The sequence below is a fragment of the Natronococcus occultus SP4 genome (genome assembly GCF_000328685.1).
Classification (GTDB): domain Archaea; phylum Halobacteriota; class Halobacteria; order Halobacteriales; family Natrialbaceae; genus Natronococcus; species Natronococcus occultus.
Genome location: NC_019974.1, coordinates 1,785,895 through 1,798,886 on the forward strand (window position 1 = coordinate 1,785,895; position 12,992 = coordinate 1,798,886).

Annotated in this window: 15 protein-coding genes; 5 read left to right on the forward strand and 10 right to left on the reverse strand. The window is 66.7% G+C overall.

Annotation, left to right across the window (positions count from 1 at the left end):
• Positions 1–384 precede the first annotated feature (384 nt).
• Positions 385–891 carry a hypothetical protein gene (locus tag NATOC_RS08840; RefSeq protein WP_015321089.1) on the forward strand — a complete coding sequence of 169 codons (507 nt, stop codon included), beginning with the start codon at positions 385–387 and terminating at the stop codon, positions 889–891.
• Here the strand turns inward: NATOC_RS08840 and NATOC_RS08845 are convergent, their stop codons facing one another.
• Positions 892–2,316 carry an amidohydrolase family protein gene (locus tag NATOC_RS08845; protein WP_015321090.1) on the reverse strand — a complete coding sequence of 475 codons (1,425 nt, stop codon included), beginning with the start codon at positions 2,314–2,316 and terminating at the stop codon, positions 892–894.
• Positions 2,317–2,413: 97 nt separating this feature from the next.
• Between NATOC_RS08845 and pyrE the strand changes: the two genes are divergently transcribed.
• Positions 2,414–2,947: an orotate phosphoribosyltransferase gene (gene pyrE / locus NATOC_RS08850; RefSeq protein WP_015321091.1), complete on the forward strand. Its 534-nt coding sequence runs from the start codon at positions 2,414–2,416 to the stop codon at positions 2,945–2,947.
• Positions 2,948–2,982: 35 nt separating this feature from the next.
• A complete protein-coding gene (locus NATOC_RS08855; RefSeq protein WP_015321092.1) occupies positions 2,983–3,489 on the forward strand; it encodes an NUDIX hydrolase in 507 nt (168 codons plus the stop codon).
• 28 nt (positions 3,490–3,517) lie between these two features.
• On the opposite strand, the gene NATOC_RS08860 is transcribed toward NATOC_RS08855, so the two are convergent.
• The 4 genes from NATOC_RS08860 to tenA are packed head-to-tail and all read right to left on the reverse strand — an operon-like array spanning position 3,518 to position 6,318.
• Positions 3,518–4,150 carry a class II aldolase/adducin family protein gene (locus NATOC_RS08860; protein WP_015321093.1) on the reverse strand — a complete coding sequence of 211 codons (633 nt, stop codon included), beginning with the start codon at positions 4,148–4,150 and terminating at the stop codon, positions 3,518–3,520.
• Positions 4,147–4,848, reverse strand: a complete 702-nt coding sequence (locus NATOC_RS08865; RefSeq protein ID WP_015321094.1) for an HAD family hydrolase — start codon at positions 4,846–4,848, stop codon at positions 4,147–4,149. Before NATOC_RS08865 ends, NATOC_RS08860 begins: the two co-directional genes overlap by 4 nt.
• Before the next feature lie 58 nt (positions 4,849–4,906).
• Complete coding sequence (locus tag NATOC_RS08870) at positions 4,907–5,662, reverse strand: TenA family protein (protein WP_015321095.1); 756 nt, start codon at positions 5,660–5,662, stop codon at positions 4,907–4,909.
• Positions 5,659–6,318: a thiaminase II gene (tenA, locus tag NATOC_RS08875; protein ID WP_015321096.1), complete on the reverse strand. Its 660-nt coding sequence runs from the start codon at positions 6,316–6,318 to the stop codon at positions 5,659–5,661. The genes NATOC_RS08870 and tenA overlap by 4 nt, the downstream gene beginning before the upstream one ends.
• Positions 6,319–6,637: 319 nt before the next feature.
• On the opposite strand from tenA, the gene thrS reads away from it, so the two are divergent.
• Positions 6,638–8,587, forward strand: a complete 1,950-nt coding sequence (thrS, locus tag NATOC_RS08880; RefSeq protein ID WP_015321097.1) for a threonine--tRNA ligase — start codon at positions 6,638–6,640, stop codon at positions 8,585–8,587.
• Positions 8,588–8,911: 324 nt separating this feature from the next.
• Positions 8,912–9,622 (forward strand): phosphoribosyltransferase family protein, encoded by a 711-nt coding sequence (locus NATOC_RS08885; protein ID WP_015321098.1) that lies wholly within the window; start codon positions 8,912–8,914, stop codon positions 9,620–9,622.
• On the opposite strand, the gene NATOC_RS08890 is transcribed toward NATOC_RS08885, so the two are convergent.
• The 5 genes from NATOC_RS08890 to NATOC_RS08915 all read right to left on the reverse strand — a co-directional run bounded on the left by NATOC_RS08890 (position 9,619) and on the right by NATOC_RS08915 (position 12,932).
• Positions 9,619–10,050, reverse strand: coding sequence for an arsenate-mycothiol transferase ArsC (locus tag NATOC_RS08890; protein ID WP_015321099.1), 432 nt, complete (start codon positions 10,048–10,050; stop codon positions 9,619–9,621). The two genes, NATOC_RS08885 and NATOC_RS08890, sit on opposite strands and share 4 nt — an antisense overlap.
• A 102-nt stretch (positions 10,051–10,152) precedes the next feature.
• The gene (locus tag NATOC_RS08895) at positions 10,153–10,587 is read right to left on the reverse strand and encodes a universal stress protein (protein WP_015321100.1); all 435 of its coding nucleotides are present in this window, start codon (positions 10,585–10,587) and stop codon (positions 10,153–10,155) included.
• Between the two features lie 151 nt (positions 10,588–10,738).
• Complete coding sequence (locus NATOC_RS08900) at positions 10,739–11,329, reverse strand: 50S ribosomal protein L15e (protein ID WP_015321101.1); 591 nt, start codon at positions 11,327–11,329, stop codon at positions 10,739–10,741.
• A 243-nt stretch (positions 11,330–11,572) separates the two neighbouring features.
• Positions 11,573–11,767 (reverse strand): hypothetical protein, encoded by a 195-nt coding sequence (locus tag NATOC_RS08905; protein ID WP_049888711.1) that lies wholly within the window; start codon positions 11,765–11,767, stop codon positions 11,573–11,575.
• Positions 11,768–12,194: 427 nt separating this feature from the next.
• The gene (locus tag NATOC_RS08915) at positions 12,195–12,932 is read right to left on the reverse strand and encodes a sugar phosphate isomerase/epimerase family protein (protein WP_015321103.1); all 738 of its coding nucleotides are present in this window, start codon (positions 12,930–12,932) and stop codon (positions 12,195–12,197) included.
• Positions 12,933–12,992 lie beyond the last annotated feature (60 nt).

Consider the following 12,992-nt stretch of genomic DNA (forward strand, 5'->3'; position numbering starts at 1 on the left):
GGAGCGAGCGCGGTTCGGAGCGAACGAAGTGAGTGAGAACCGCGGCTGCGAGCGGGGAACGAACGTGACCCGCGAGCGAACGAAGTGAGTGAGAACCGCGGCTGCGAGCGGGGAACGAACGTGACCCGCGAGCGAACGAAGTGAGTGAGAACCGCGGCTGCGAGCGGGGAACGAACGTGACCCGCGAGCGAACGAAGTGAGTGAGAACCGCGGCTGCGAGCGGGCGCTTGACGCCCGTGAGCAGACGGGGAGTCCGGTGACCCGCCAGCGTGGAGCAGAGCGAACGAGGTCTCCCGCACCACCTGAGCAGGAGTGCGATCCGCAGCCTCCGCTCGAGCCGAGGACTCCCGGAAACGGTTAGGGAGCGCGCGTCGTGGTCCGAACATGGGCATCGATGACACGCTCTCAGCGCTCCCGGACCCCGGGGGCCACAGCTTCCCGGACTACTCGCTTCCCAAGGGGGATCCGGTGTTGCCGATCGCGGTCACCCGCGAGGAGCTACAGACCGTGCTCGAGCTGTACGACACCTTCGCCGCCGTCGATCCCACCGGGCTCGACTCGAACCCGTTTCTCAGATCGACCACCCGATTTCTCGAACAGACGTTCGGCACGCCGGTGTACCGTCCCGACGAACAGCTCGTCGACGACATCGCGGCGATGCTCAACGATTTCTCCGACGACCTCGCGGGCGAGGCCATCGGGGTCGTCGACGCGACGCCGAAACACCACAAGACGCTGTACTTCTTCCTGACGTCCTGTCGTGCCTACCACACCGCGCCACACATCCAGTTTCGGCCCGCCGAGGACGTGATCGACACCCTCTACGAGATCTACGAGCGCGTCCTCGACCAGGAGATGTACCTCAAGCGTCCCCAGACAGTCCTCGAGTAGTCAGAGCCACCCGTCCTCGACCGCACCGACGAGCGCCGAGTCGGCGTCCCGCCACGCGTCGCCGGCCCGATCGAACAGGTCGGTTGCGCGGTCGTTCGCCCTTTCGAGGATCGCCCCCTCGTCCGCAGTCTGCAGATCGCCGCCCTCGAGGACGCTCTCGCCCTCGACCAGCACGGTGTCGACGACGCCCCCGTTCGCCCCGTAGACGACGTTCGGAATCGCCGTGTGCAGCGGCTCGGTCACTGTCGGTGCCGTCGAGGGATGCTCGAGATCCAGCAACACGATATCGGCTCGTTTCCCCTCCTCGAGCGAGCCGACCCGGTCCTCGATCCCCAGCGCGCGAGCGCCCTCGATCGTCGCGACCCGAAGCGCTTCCCAGGCCGGAAACGCCGTCGGGTCCGTCCGTTTGGTCTTTGCAAGCAGCGCCGTCGTCCGTAACTCACGGAGGAAGTCGTGACCCCCGGGACCCGGCGCCTGGTCGGTGCCGATACCCGCGACGCCGCCGTGCTCGCGGTATTCGACGATCGGTGGCGTGATCCCGTCGATCGCCGCGATCGAACTCGGGTTCGCCGCCATTCGGACCCCCGCGTCGGCCAGGCGGGCGCGTTCCTCGGTGGTCGCGCCGTGGAGGTGAGCCGCGAGGACGCGATCGGAGACGAGCCCGAGCTCTTCGAGGACGCTCACGGTCGTCTCGCCGGCGCCGTACCGGGCCTCGATCTGGCGCTGCTCGCGCTCGCCCTGGGCGACGTGCATGTGGATCCCCCGATCTCGGGTCTCGGCGCGCTCGCGGAGCTCCTCGAGCAGTTCCCGGGGAACCATATCCAGCGCCTGCGGCCCGTACAGCGCCGAGACGCGCTCGCGGTCGGCGCAGGCGTCGAACAGGTCCTCGTTGCGCTCGAGCGCACTCCAGCCCTGCTCCTCGTCGAAGGGGTAGGGCTCGTCCGGTCCCAGATCGTCGGTCGGGCCGTCGACGGCGTTGATCGTCTCCGCCGCGACGACGCGGGCGCCCATCGGTTCGTGGGCCTCGCCGACGAGCCGTTCGACGTTCGCGGCGTACTCGCCGACGGTCGTGACGCCCGAGCGAAGCGCCTCGAGGACGCCCAGCCGGGCGCCCGCGACGCGATCCGCCGGTTCCATCGCAGCCGACAGCGGCCCGAGCGCGCGGTTCATCCACTCGATCTCGGGGACATCCTGCGCACCACCCCGAAGCAGCGTCAGGTCGGTGTGGGCGTGGACGTTCACCAGCCCGGGCATCGCGACGCGTCCGTCGCCGTCGATCGTGCGCTCTGCCCCGGCGTCGACCGCGTCGCTCGGGCCGACCGCGGCGATCCGTCCGCCGTCGATTCCGATCGTCGCGTCCTCGAGGATTCCCAGCCGATCGTCGCCCATCGTGATCGCGAGGACGTTCGTGATCGCGAGGTCCATACCTCGACGACGGATGGCACCGTCAAAAGTGGGATCGACGCGGAACTCCGCGTCGGGACCAGACCGTTTATTTCGGTGGGACGCGCCCCTTCTCGCAATGACCAACCAGGATCTCATCGACGCCCTGCGCGCGGCCGACGCCGTCCAGTTCGGCGAGTTCGAACTCTCCCACGGCGGCACGAGCGAGTACTACGTCGACAAGTACCTCTTCGAGACCGACCCCGACTGTCTGGAGGCCATCGCGGCGGCCTTCGCCGAGCGACTCGAGCCCGACGACAAGCTCGGCGGCGTCGCCCTCGGCGCGGTTCCCCTGGCCGCGGCCACGAGCGTCGCGGCGGACGCCCCCTACGTCATCGTTCGCAAGCAGCGCAAGGAGTACGGCACGTCCAACCTGGTCGAGGGCCGCCTCGAGGAGGGCGAGGAGGTCGTCGTCCTCGAGGACATCGTCACCACCGGGACGAGCCTCGTCGAGGCCGTCGAGGCGCTGCGCGAGGCGGGCGCGACCGTCGAGCGCGCGCTGGTCGTCGTCGATCGCCAGGAAGGAGGCCGCGAGACCGTCGAGGACGCGGGACTCGAGATGGAGGCACTGGTCACGGCCGAGGAACTACTGGCGGACGCGGAGCGGGACTAATCCCGTCTCCGTTCGGACTCGATTTCGAACACACTGTGACGACCGTCGACGTTCCGCCATCCGTTCCGCGAGAGCGACAGACGATCCGACTCCCGCCCGCGAAAGTGGACTCGTTCCGAGAGTGGATCGTCGAGGGAACCGGACTGACGGCCGCCGCCCGCGTTACCGACTCCGAGGGACGGATCGTCCTCGTCCGGAATCGCTGGTCCGACGGCTGGATCGTCCCCGGCGGCGCGGTCGAACCGGACGAAGCGCTCGCCGACGCCGCGCGACGCGAGGTGCGCGAGGAGACGGGACTCGAGGCGACAATCGACGACCCGTTGCTCGTCGTCGAGCAGACGTACGTCTCCAAAGTTGTATCCGACACGACTGTTCGACTTTCCGCGCAGTTCGTCGTCTTCGACGCCCGAGCAGACGGATCGATCCCCGATACCGAGCAGCTGGGCGCCGAACCCGGCGAGATCGAGGCGGCGCGGTGGTTCGAAACGCTTCCTCCTGAGCTCCACGAGGACGACCTGTTTCGACCGTACCTTCGAGGATAGCGACGGGCTGGTGCTGTTCCCCGTGCTCTTACTGGCCGTACGATTCGAACTTCTCGAGGACGGTCTCCAGCTGGTCGTCGGAGAGCCGTCGCGGCTCGAGGCCCGCCGACCGCGTCTCGAGGTACAGGCGAGCGAGGCTCTCGACGTGGTGGGTGTTCTCGAGGGCGGTCTCGAGGTCGGGCGCCGTCACTACGAGCCCGTGGTTCTCGATAAACGAGGCCGTCGAGCCCGCCTCGTCCATCGCCGCGACGATGTTCGCGGCCAGCTGATCGGAGCCGTAAGGGGCGTACTCGGCGACGGGAACCTCCTTGCCGACCGCGACGATCATGTAGTGGATCGGCGGCAGCGGCTGGTGGGCGACTGCAAGCGCCGTCGACCACGGCGAGTGGGTGTGGACGATGGCGCCGACGTCCTCGCGGCGGTAGATCGCGCTGTGCATCGGCACCTCGCTGCTGGGGGCCATCTCGCCCTCGCGCTGCTCGCCGTCGACGCCGACGACGGGCGTCTCGGCGACGTCGAAGCTGTCGTAGGGAACGCCGGTCGGCGTGATGGCGAACGCGTCTCCCTCGCGGACGCTCAGGTTCCCCGTCCGCGCGGGGGTCAGTTCGGCCAGCTCGGCGGCGTGTGCGACGACCTGTCGGCGCTCGGACTCGAGGATCACAGTACCAGCTCCGTTAGCTCCCCGAAGGCATCTATCCTGTGGTCGGGTCGTCGCCGTCCCTCGAGCGGCTCGTCGGGATCGGCGTTCCAGAGCACCGTCTCGAGCCCCACGGCGTTGGCCCCAACGACGTCGGCGCCGACGTTGTCCCCGACCATCACCGCCTCCGAGACGCGCCGATCCAGCCGCGCCAGCGGCAGGGTGAACATGACCGAGCCCGGCTTCTCCCGGCCCGTCTCCTCGGAAGTGACGAGGACGTCGATGTGGTCTTCGAGCCCGAGTTGCTCGACCTTCGCCAGCTGGATGCGGGTCGTCAGGTTGGTCGTGATCGCGACGGCGACGTCCTCGGCTCGCAGCGTCTCGAAGGTCTCCTCGACGTCCGGAAAGAGCTCCATCTCCTCGAGGTACCCCTCCCAGAACGCCTCGCCGAGCGCCAGGGCGTCGCCCGCTCTGGGCTCGCCGGTGTGTTCCTCTACGGCGCGCTTGAAGTAGATGAACCGTTCGTGGGTGGCTGCGGTGCCGGAGAGCTCGCGCTTGACCTCCCGGCGGCCGGTCTGGTAGAACTCGTCGAACGCGGTCGCGTCGAAGTCGTATCCCAGTTCGCGGGCGGTTTCGCGCGCGGCTTCGAGCGCCGCGTCCCGACACGGCGCGTACGGGTAGAGTGTGTCGTCCAGATCGAAGAGGACGGCGGTGGCTGCCATACGCTACCCGTTACGATCGACCGGGAAACGAGTACCGATCCGGACGGTCTCGAGGGGACTACCCCCGATCCTCGTCCGGAGCCGATTCGTAACACTCCTCGAAGAAGGCGACCTCGAGGTCGACGGTCCGGCGGAACAGCTCCTCGACTCGCCGCTGGCGTCGCGGCGAACAGTCGGCGCCGACCGCGTCCAGCTGGCCGCGGAGCTCGTCGACGAACGCGACGAACGACGGCACCGCATGGAGGTCGATCCACTCGGCGTAGTAGAAGGGAAGGTCGGCTCCGTCGCTCGGCGGCTCGGTATCCGGATTGCCGTACTCCGTCGCGACCGCGGTGGCCCACTCCCGGTAGATCCACTCCGCGGGAACGAGGACGGCCAGCGTCTCGGCGTACCCGCCCTCCCGAGCCGCGCGCCCCAGTAGGTCGACCAGCGCGGCCGCGGTCGGCGACCGGTCGGGGTCGTCCCGTCGCGATTCGGGGACGTCCAGCGCGTCGAACGACCGCCGGAAGTAGTCGTTCTCCTCGCCGGTGATCGTCCCGAGGAACTCGATCAGCGGGCGCTTCGCCTCGATCCCCGGCGCCTGGCCGACCGCGAACCCGAAGGCGCCGACCAGCGCCTCGAGGAAGGCATAATCCTGCACGAGGTAGGTCGCGTAGGCGTCCTCGTCGAGCGTGCCCGCACCCAGCTCCCGCGTGAAGCGGTGCGTGATCGCGTCGGTCCAGGCGGGCTCCGAGCGCTCGCGGAGCCAGTCGGTGAAGCGTGGGTCGGCGACGGTCTCCGCGTACTCGTCGTAGCTGGCGGGGACGTCGCTCACAGCTCCCACCCCTCCCGCGTGTAGGCCATCTCCCAGAACCGGTACTCGAGTTTGGCGCTCGTCAGGAACGCCTCGCGCATCGCCTCGTGCTCGCCGGGATAGCGTTCCCCGCAGCGGTCGACGAACTCCCGGCACCAGTCGGTCGCCTCCCGGAACTCGTCGCTCGTGTACATCTCGATGAACGGCGTGTAGCGGTGCTCTTCGGACGCGATTTCGTCCATATGCTCGGCGACGTCGAGGTAGCCCTGCATGCAGGGGTACAGCGCCCCGGCGATCTCGGCGATCGACCCCTCGTGGGCCGTTCGCACGAGGAAGCTCGTGTACGCGACGCAGGTCGGGGCCTTCTCGACGCGCTCGAGCTCCTCGACCGAGATCCCGTAGTCGGCGGCGAACTCCCGGTGAAGCTCCATCTCGTGGTCTAGCACCTGGTGGGCGACGCCCAGCAGGTGGGTCATCGTCGCCTCGTCGCGGGCCTTCCCGCCCGCGATCGAGAACAGCCGCGCGTAGTCCAGCAGGTACCGGTAGTCCTGTTTCACCCAGTGTTCGAACGCGTCCTCGTCGAGTGTTCCCTCGGCGAGTTCGACCACGAACGGGTGATCGAGCTGTGCCTCCCAGACGTGACTGCCGTGTTCGAGAAGGTCGTCGCTGAATGCCATCGCCGATACTTCGATCCGAGCGGAGATATAACTAGTGAATACTACCCGATAATACGAAGTGGATCACGCGCCCGAGGACTCCGGAACGGCATCCACTGCAGTTGCTGGCGCCAGCTGCGGGGGTCCACAGACCATCACAACGCTTTTATCCCGCTCGAGACAACTCGTAGCCACGATGGTAGGTGTCCGCTTTACAGGGGCTCTCGCCCGCTTCTAACCACCACCTACCGTTCGCTGTGTCGGACGCGATCCGCCAGCGAGCGGCGTGCGCGGACGCCCGTCCGAACTTCTCACCGAAGTTCCCAAACCGATTACAGCCATGTCAGAATCAGATTCACAGGAACGGATAGCGGTCGTACTGCCAGACGGATCGGAGCTCGAGGTCGAGTCCGACGCGACGGTCGAGGACTGCGCCTACGAGATCGGTCCCGGACTCGGAAGCGACACCGCCGCCGGCAAGCTCGATGGCGAACTCGTCGCCAAGGAAGCAGCCGTCTACGACGGTGCCGAACTCGAGATCGTCACGGACCAGTCCGAGGAGTACCTGCGCGTGATGCGCCACTCGGCCTCGCACTGTCTCGCTCAGGCCGTCGAGCGACTGTACGACCCCGAGAAGGTCAAGCTCGCGATCGGCCCGCCGACCGACGAGGGCTTCTATTATGACTTCGATAACCTCGACGTCGACGAGGACGACCTCGCGGAGCTCGAGCGCGAGATCGAGGAGATCGTCGCCGAAGACTACGAGATCGAGCGCGAGGACGTCTCGATCGAGGAGGCCGAACGGCGCCTCGAGGACGAGCCCTACAAGCTCGAGCTGCTCGAGGAGTTCGCCGACGAGAACGACCAGGTGTCGTTCTACAGGCAGGGTGAGTGGGAGGACCTCTGTGCGGGTCCCCACGTCGACTCGACGGGCGAGATCGGCGTCGTCAAGCTCCTCGAGATCGCGGGCGCCTACTGGCGCGGCGACGAGGAGAACCCGATGCAGACCCGGATCTACGGCACCGCCTTCGAGAGCGAGAGCGACCTCGAGGAGTTCCTCGAGCGCAAGGAGGAAGCCGAGAAACGGGACCACCGCCGGATCGGCTCGGAGATGAACCTCTTCTCGATCCAGGACGTCACCGGCCCCGGACTGCCGCTGTATCACCCCGCCGGGAAGACGGTTCTGAAGGAACTCGAGGACTTCGTCGAGCAGCTTAACCGGGACGCGGGCTACGACTACGTCGAGACGCCCCACGTGTTCAAGACGGATCTCTGGCACCGCTCGGGCCACTACGAGAACTACGCCGACGACATGTTCATCTTCGACGTCGGCGACGACGAGTTCGGGCTGAAGCCGATGAACTGTCCGGGCCACGCCGCCATCTTCCAGGACCAGTCCTGGTCGTACCGCGATCTGCCGATCCGCTACGCGGAGAACGGCAAAGTGTACCGCAAAGAACAGCGCGGCGAGCTGTCGGGACTGTCGCGAGTCTGGGCGTTTACGATCGACGACGGCCACCTCTTCATCCGCCCCGACCAGATCCGCAGCGAGGTCGAGGAGATCATGGACATGATCACGGAAGTCCTCGAGACGTTCGACCTCGACTACGAGATGGCGCTGGCGACGAAACCCGAGAAGTCCGTCGGCAGCGACGAGATCTGGGAGCGCGCCGAGAGCCAGCTCGAGGACGTCCTCGAGGCCCGCGCCCACGAGTACGAGATCGAGGAGGGTGACGGCGCCTTCTACGGGCCGAAGATCGACTTCGCGTTCGAGGACGCGATCGGGCGCTCCTGGGACGGCCCGACGGTCCAGCTCGATTTCAACATGCCCGAGCGGTTCGATCTGGACTACGTCGGCGAGGACAACGAACAGCACCAGCCGGTGATGATCCACCGGGCGCTGTACGGCAGCTACGAACGGTTCTTCATGATGCTCATCGAGCATTTCGAGGGCCGGTTCCCGCTGTGGCTCGCGCCCGAGCAGGTCCGCGTGCTGCCGATCTCCGACGACAACCTGGGGTACGCCCACCGAGTCGCAAACGAGTTCGACGGCTTCCGCGTCGAGGTCGACGACCGCGACTCCACCCTGGAGCGGAAGATCCGCGCGGCCCACGACGATCGGGTTCCGTACCAGATCATCGTCGGCGACGACGAGGAAGAAAACGAGAACATCTCGGTGCGGGATCGCTTCGAGGACCAGGAGTACGACGTCGAGATCGACGCCTTCCGCGACCACCTCGAGGCCGAGCGCGCGGAGAAGCGTTCCGAACCGGACTTCCTGCAGGGCTGAGCCGAGAGCCCGGTCAGTTCGACGCGAACGCTCGTACGGCTTCTACGCCGACGAACCCGGTCAGTTCGACGCGAACGCTCGTACGGCTTCTACGCCGACGAACCGGGGTACTCGCTCGGCGTCGCGGTCGTACTCCTCGAGTACGGCGTCGCGGCTACTGCAGAAGGCCCAGGCTCGAGTGATGCAGCAGCTGGGACAGTGATACGGCCGACTCGCGGCGCAGCTGGTGAACGATCATCTCCGTTCTCGAAACCCATGTTCGTGATGGACACACACGGCCGGAGAGATCGAAATACCCATACTTGCAGCATCGTGCATATCTGTATGAACCGCGCCGAGAAGGCCGCCCTGCAGCTCCGGGCGGTCGACGTTCTGCGGATGTTGAAGGAGACGCGAACCTACGACGAACTCGCCGCCGAGACGGGGCTTCCAGCCGGCGACCTCAATCGGTACGTCAACGGCCACGTCCTGCCCGGTACCGAACGCGCCCGCGAGGTCGTCGACGAACTCGGTCGCGAGGCGCTGGCCGACGAGCTCGACGCCCGAATCAGCGTCGACGACGAGGGGTACGTCGATAACACGGCGACGGTGTTCGACCAGCCGTTTCTCGATCTCGCCGCGCCCGTCGTTGCCAACGCCTTCGAGTTCGACCGTCCCGACGTCGTCCTGACCGCCGCGACCGACGGGATCACGCTCGCCAGCGCGCTGGCGAGCTACTACGGCACCCGCTGTGCCTACGCGAAAAAGACCAAAGAAACCGCCGTCGAGGAGTTCATCGAGGCCCGCGAGCGGCTCCAGTCGGGGATCGAGCTCACCTACTATCTGCCGGCCGCGGCGATCGACGAGGGCGAGTCGGTGCTGGTCGTCGACGACCTCATCCGGTCGGGCGAGACCCAGGAGCTGCTGCTCGATATCGTTGAAACCGCCGACGCCGACGTCGCCGGCGTCTTCGCGCTCATCGCGGCCGGCGACGACGGGATCGAGCGCGCCCGCGATCGGACCGATGCGCCGATCGGCTCGCTGGTTTCCGTCTAATACTCGTTTCGCTCGGCCTCCAACTCGTCGAACAGTGCCTCGACGCGTTCCCGGACGTTCTCGCGGATCTTGCGGACCCGCTCGAGCTCCTGCCCGTGTGGATCCTCGAGATTCCAGTCGCGAACGTCCGTGTCGGCGTCGAGTTCGAGGGTCGAACACCCCATCGTTGCGACGTAGTCACTGCCCTCGAGCTCCGAGTCGGAGATCGCTCTGGGCGTCCGGTCCGAGAGGTCGACCCCCTTCTCGGCCATTGCCTCCACGACGACGTTGTGAACCGAGGACGCGGGATGGGTCCCACCCGAGACGATCTCGACGGCGTCCTCGAGCTCGCGGGCCTCGCGTTCGCGCTCGGCGAAGGCCGTCGCCATCTGGCTCCGGCCGGCGTTTTGGACACAGACCATCGCGATGCGGGTCGGGTCGCGTTCCATACCTACGACCGGCGGTCGCGGCACCTAACGGTTCGTCCGTCGGCTCGTGTGAGAACTGTAGCCGTACGGCGTCGTGGTGGCTGGTCCCGAACACCGCGTGTCTCAGCGGACGATCGTCACCGGAACCGGGGAGCGTCTGGCGATGGTCTCGGCGACGCTGCCCAGAAGAATGCGACTGGCACCGGTCCGCCCGTGGCTTCCGACGACGATCTGGTCGAAGTCGTTGTCCTCGGCGTAGTCGACGATCGATCGGGAGATCCCGCCGACGATCTTGTCGGTTTCGATGGTGGCGCCGAGCTGGCTCGCGTGTTCGGCCGCGTCCTCGAGGATGTTCTCGGCTCGGGTCTCGTGGTGGTCCTGAATCTCGTCGTAGTTGGCCATCGCCCCGCCCTCGATCCCTGTCGCCGCGTAGAAGTCGCCCGGATCGAGGACGTGGAGTGCCGTCACCGACGCTTCGGGATGTTCCTCGAGTGCGAACTCGAGTGCCTGCGTCGAGCGGTCCGAGTCGTCGATCGGGACGAGAATTCGCTTCGCCATGCACCGGGATACGGTATCATCCCAGTTAAGTACACCCCACGAACGATCACGCCGGAGAGCGGTTTCGACCTCGAGCAGTCGGGCGATCTCGTCGCCCCCGGAGCTGCAGCTATCGGAGTTGCGAATCGAAGAAATCGGGATCGTGACGTCGTTACTTCGCGCGGCCCCGGCCGCCCGTGTTGGACGGTCGGACCTTCTCGGCGCCCTTGCCGCGGTTGTTCAGCCCGCGGTTGTCCTTGCCGGCGTTCGTGAGACCACGGAACGCACGGTTCGTGTGGGCGTCGTCACAGATCCAGTTGAGATCGTCGTCGTTCTCGATCGCGGGGTGGTTCGGATCCACGAGGATCACTTCGAACCACTTCTGGGAGCCGTCCTCGCCGACCCAGTAGCTGTTGAGCACCCGCAGGTTGGGGTACTTTCGGGAGACGCGCTCCTCGCCGATGCGCTGGATGTTTTTCCGCCGGCCGATCCGGTTGACACCCTGGCGCTTGGTACGGCGGCCAGCCTTGTGTCGCTGTTTTCGGGCCGTCCCCTTACGAACGGAGACGCGAGTAACGACAATGCCCTGCTTGGCCTTGTAACCGAGCTCTCGGGCCTTGTCGAGGCGGGTGGGGCGCTCGATCCGCTCGATCGCGCCCTGGTTGCGCCACTCCTGTTTGCGCTGCCACTGCAGTTCACCGAGCTTGCCGTCGTCGGGGTCTTTCCACGCGTCCTTGATGTGCGAGTAGAAACTCTTTGCCATCGTGATCACTGCGGGCGTTTCCTGGTTCAACCCAGCGGGTCGGTCCCGCGGATCACATCCCGACCTGTGGGCGTCGATGCCGTACAGGTGCCCGCCGGCGCCCGCGACCCAGCGAGTCGTCCCTATCTACCCAGCTACCGAGTATAAACGCTTCGAACCGCGACGACGCTGACGCTCGAGCGGTCGCTCTCGGTACCGCGGCGGCTCCGCGTGTGATCGTCGGCTCCCCGCGGTCTCGGGCCGTCAGGCCGGCTCGAGCAGCTCGTACTCCTGTGAGAGGTCGTCCCAGAGCCGATCGACCGACTGCATCGATTCGAGCGACTCGACCCGATTCCGCAGCTGCTCGGCCTCGTCCTCCGACGTCATCCCCTCGCTGACCGCCTCGTCGACGACGGTCTCGAGTACGTCCCGTTGATACTCGAGTGGTGTCTCGCTCATGCCAACTGGACACATACCTTCGATCCAGTTAGTTATGAGACCCACTATCACTGTTTCACTGTGGCAATGGTTGTCTATCGCGACGTTCGGTCGAAAGGGACTGCGCTTCCGGAGCACCGTGGACCGTTCGCCTCGGGTATCGCGTTCGTCCGGAGCGATCCGCAGATCGACGACCGGCGGCTGGTTTTTGTTGTGCAACGTTCCCTCTGGGCCGCGGCCCCGCTGTTCAGGCGTTGTCAGGAGGGGAGCCGGATCCCGGACAAACTGGACGGCCGTTCGGAAAAATAAACAGCTAGTAACTGATGAAAGGTTTCTACCGCGGAACGACCGCCCGAAGTGAATCGGGTGCTCGCCGCCGAAACGACGGGAACTCGACCAGCCCTGAGAAGGCGAAACGCGTCTCGGCCGCGGACCCGTCGAACGACGCCTACAGCTCCGCGAGGACGGCGGCTCCGCGTTCGAGCGAGGCGGCGGGATCGCTCGGATCGTCGTGTTCGTAGACGAGCCATTCCGTGCCGGCGTCCGCGGCGGCCTCGGCGCAGGCCCGCACGTCGACGTCGCCCTCGCCGATTTCGGCGAACTCGGGCTCGCCGTCGACGCGCATCCCCTTCAGGTGGACCGTCCGGATCCGCCCCTCGAGCCCGCGCAGGCGTTCGGCGGGATCGTCGCCGGCCGCGAGCACCCAGCCGACGTCGAGCTCGATCCCGACGTCGCTCTCCGCGAGGAGGCGCTCGAACGCCGTCTCCTCGCCGAGATCGGCGTACTCGTGGTCGTGGTTGTGGTAGTACAGCTCCCAGTCGTCCTCGGCGAGGACGTCGGCCAGCTCGTCGAGCCGCGCCGCGGTCTCGGCGACGGCCGTCGCGGATTCGAACTGGTCGGGATCGAGCCAGGGGACGACGACGCCGTCGATTCCGAGCGGCGCGTAGGCCTCGCGGACGGCGTCGCGGTCGCCCTCGAGACGTTCGATCCCGACGTGGGGCGGTGCGACCTCGAGACCGCGTCGCTCGAGGGTCTCGGCGATTGCGTCGGGGTCGTCGGACAGCGGTGAGTAGCCGCCGGCGAACTGGACGCCGTCGTAGCCGGCGTCGGCGACCCGATCGAGGACCTCCGTCGTCGAGTCCTCGAGGTCGCGAACGCTGTAGAGGTTGATCGCGGTCTTTGGCATGGGTTATCTCACTTGCTACCGAAATAATGAACTGTCGGTCCGGAACGAATTCGGCGCCGG